Origin of the sequence: Actinomadura roseirufa, from assembly GCF_900659635.1 — a bacterium.
Lineage (GTDB): Bacteria > Actinomycetota > Actinomycetes > Streptosporangiales > Streptosporangiaceae > Spirillospora > Spirillospora roseirufa.
In genome coordinates this window covers 1-2569 of sequence record NZ_CAACVB010000508.1, presented here as the reverse complement: position 1 = coordinate 2569, position 2569 = coordinate 1, and the positions used below count along the sequence as shown (strand labels likewise).

Annotated in this window: 3 protein-coding genes; 2 read left to right on the top strand and 1 reads right to left on the bottom strand. The window is 72.6% G+C overall.

Annotation, left to right across the window (positions count from 1 at the left end):
• Nucleotides 1–19 precede the first annotated feature (19 nt).
• Complete coding sequence (locus E1291_RS40900; RefSeq protein WP_131743398.1) at nt 20–1009, top strand: ABC transporter permease; 990 nt, start codon at nt 20–22, stop codon at nt 1007–1009.
• The gene (locus tag E1291_RS40895) at nt 1006–1821 is read left to right on the top strand and encodes an ATP-binding cassette domain-containing protein (RefSeq protein WP_131743397.1); all 816 of its coding nucleotides are present in this window, start codon (nt 1006–1008) and stop codon (nt 1819–1821) included. Before E1291_RS40900 ends, E1291_RS40895 begins: the two co-directional genes overlap by 4 nt.
• 3 nt (nt 1822–1824) lie before the next feature.
• Here E1291_RS40895 and E1291_RS42965 read toward each other — a convergent pair.
• On the bottom strand, nt 1825–2569 hold a 745-nt coding region (locus E1291_RS42965; RefSeq protein ID WP_207401246.1), incomplete at its 5' end, for a hypothetical protein.

The following is a 2569-nucleotide window of genomic DNA, read 5'->3' as shown; positions in this document are numbered from 1 at the left end:
GCCTCCGCCGCCGCGCCACCTGGCGCGGCGCCTGCTCGGCCGCCCGGAGCTGGGCGCGCTGCTCGGCGCCGTGGCGGTGTTCGCGTTCTTCTCGGTCGTCGCCGACGCGTTCCTGCGGACGGGCTCGTTCTCGACGGTGCTGTACGCGAGCTCGACGTTCGGCATCATGGCGGTCGGCGTCTCGCTGCTGATGATCGGCGGCGAGTTCGACCTGTCCGCCGGGGTGATGGTGACCTCGGCGGCGCTGGTCGCCGCGCTCACCGCCTACCAGCTGACGCTGAACGTGTGGGCGGGCGTGCTGATCTCGCTGGTGGCGACGCTGGCGCTCGGGATGCTGAACGGGCTGCTGTGCGTCCGGACGGGCCTGCCGAGCTTCATCGTCACGCTGGCCACGTTCCTCATGCTCGCGGGCCTGAACCTGGGCGTGACGAAGGCGCTGACCGGCAACGTCGCCTCCGACTCGGTCCGCGACATGGACGGCTTCGGCAGCGCCCGCGCGGTGTTCGCCTCCGACGTCGGCGTGGCGGGCGTCGAGGTGAACGTGACCGTCTTCTGGTGGCTGCTGTTCGTCGCCGTCGCGACCTGGATCCTGCTGCGCACCCGGGCGGGCAACTGGATCTTCGCGGTGGGCGGCGCCGCCGCGAGCGCCCGCGCGGTCGGCGTCCCGGTCGCCCGCACGAGGATCGGGCTGTTCATGGGTGTGGCGTTCTGTGCCTGGTTCTCCGGGATGCACCTGGTGTTCGCCTTCGCCACCGTCCAGTCGGGGGAGGGCGTCGGCAACGAGTTCTACTACATCATCTGCGCGGTGATCGGCGGCTGCCTGCTGACCGGCGGCTACGGGTCGGCGGTCGGCGCGGCGATCGGGGCGTTCATCTTCGGCATGACGAACAAGGGCATCGTGTACGCGGAGTGGAACCCCGACTGGTTCAGGTTCTTCCTCGGCGCGATGCTGCTCGCGGCGACTGCGGTCAACCTCGTGGTGCGGCGCAGGGTGGAGCGGCCGGCATGAGCGCGGACGAGGGCGTCCCCCTGGTCCGGCTCACCGGGGTGGGCAAGAGCTACGGCACCGTCGTCGCGCTGCGCGAGGTCGACCTGGAGGCGTGGGCGGGGGAGGTCACCTGCGTCCTCGGCGACAACGGCGCGGGCAAGTCCACCCTCATCAAGATCATCGCCGGGCTGCACCGGCACGACTCGGGCACCTACGAGGTCCAGGGCGAGGAGGTCGCGTTCGGTTCGCCCCGCGACGCGCTCGACCTGGGCATCGCGACCGTCTACCAGGACCTCGCGGTCGTGCCGCTGATGCCCGTCTGGCGCAACTTCTTCCTCGGCTCGGAGCTGCGCGGGGGGTTCGGGCGCATGGACGTGGCGTCCATGCGCCGCACGACCCGCGAGGAGCTGGCCGCCATGGGCGTCGACCTGCCCGACGTCGACCGTCCCATCGGGACCCTGTCCGGCGGCGAGCGGCAGTGCGTGGCGATCGCCCGCGCCGTCCACTTCGGCGCGCGGGCCCTGGTGCTGGACGAGCCGACGGCGGCCCTCGGCGTCAAGCAGGCCGGGGTCGTGCTGCGCTACGTGGTCCAGGCACGGGAGCGGGGGCTCGCCGTCGTCTTCATCACCCACAACCCGCACCACGCCTACCCGGTCGGCGACCGCTTCCTGATCCTCAACCGGGGCCGCGCCATCGGCCGCCACCGCAAGGACGAGATCACCCGCGAGGAGCTGACCGTCCAGATGGCGGGCGGCGCCGAGCTGGAGCGGCTCGCGCACGAGCTCGCCGCCTACGAGCCCGGCACCGCCTACGACGACCCTCGCGAGCGCTGACCCCTACGCCCAGGCGGCGGCCTTCAATATCCGTTCCAGGCCGGGCGTGTTCCACAAGTCCACGACCAGGACCTTCGAGGTCGGCAGATACCAAAGGCGCTCGGTATAGGAGAAGCGTGTCCGGTCGGTGGGGCCGTACCCCTCTGGGGCGCCGCGCGTGTAGCAGGGCACGCTCCACTCGCGGTACTCGGCGTTCCTGGGGCCGATGCCCGCGAGCCTGTTCGCCGTCAGCCTGGCCCCATAGCGGACGCCGACGGCGCGCAGCTTCTCGTGTCCGGGACAGCTCATGCCCTCATCCTGACTGAACAGGGAAGCGTACGTGTCGGACCCCCGGTACCCGTTCGCGATGTAGGAGCTCGGGTCGTCGATGAAGCTGGGCCCCAGCACGAAGAACCCCTTGCACTCCGAGGCGCTGGGGCGGGCGCCGCCGAACCGGTCCTGCCCGGCGCACGTCGCCGAGGTGGCGACGTAGTAGCCGTCGCCCGGCCGGTCCCTCCCCGCGCCGCCCGTGGGGTGGTAGGTGATCCGGTGGGCCTTCCACCCGGCCGGGGCGCGCACCGTGAGACGGCCGATCCGCAGCGGCGCGCCGGCCGGGGACGGGGCGGACTCGGCCGCCGCCGCGTGCGGCCGTTCGGGCCGCGTCGCCCGGTAGACGCCGACGCCCCCGGCCGTGCCGCCGACGAGCGCGGTGCCCGCGATCACGGCCGCCGTCTTGGTGCCGACGGTGGCGAGGAGCCCGGACGACCCG